We start from the raw sequence: 621 nt of genomic DNA, 5'->3' as shown, positions 1-621 counted from the left end.
GACGATGGCTGGGTCGGCTCCGGCGTCGAGGGCGGCCTGGTAGCGGGCGAGGCGCCGCTCGCAGTCCTTGATCGCCTGGCGGGCCTGGGCCTGCTCGGGTGTGTCGGACTGTGCGGCGTTTGCCGCGATGCTGGCCTGGCTGAGTGCGGTGAGGGTGGCGGTGAGGCGCTCGGGGGTGAAGGCGCGGGCGATCCAGGTGTCGAGTGCGCGGCAGATGATGTCTTCGCGCAGGTTGACGGTGCGGGGGTGGTCGAGCCCGGGGTAGAGGGCTGCTTCCTGTTGCTTGTACTCGCATCGGTAGTAGATGCGGTCGCGGATGGGCGAGGGCTGCATCTTGCGTCCGCACAGGGCGCACTTCACTCGTCCCCGCAGGACGTAGGCGCGCCGGGTGCTTCGCCGGTTGGGGCGTTCGTGTTGTTGGTAGGGGCGGGCGCGTTGTCGGCGGGCGTGCTGGGCGGTTTCGAAGAGTTCCTTGGTGATGAGTGGGTCGTGTGCGGGTTCGTTGGACCAGATCCACTCGTTGCTGGGGTTGCGGGTCATGGTGGTGCGGTGGCCGAGGGTGACGTCGTCGACGTCGATGAGGCGTTCTTCCTTGCGTTGCTTGTTCCAGACCTCGTGGCC

The 621-nt window shown here is 68.0% G+C and carries 1 protein-coding gene; it reads right to left on the bottom strand.

The genetic code is table 11. From position 1 onward, the window contains the following. A partial coding sequence (locus ADK64_RS07980) for a zinc ribbon domain-containing protein (RefSeq protein WP_199829526.1) occupies positions 1 to 621 on the bottom strand: 621 nt, incomplete at both ends.

Source organism: Streptomyces sp. MMG1121, assembly GCF_001280015.1.
GTDB lineage: Bacteria > Actinomycetota > Actinomycetes > Streptomycetales > Streptomycetaceae > Streptomyces.
Note: the sequence above shows the minus strand (reverse complement) of the source record. Positions and strands in the feature narration are given on the sequence as shown.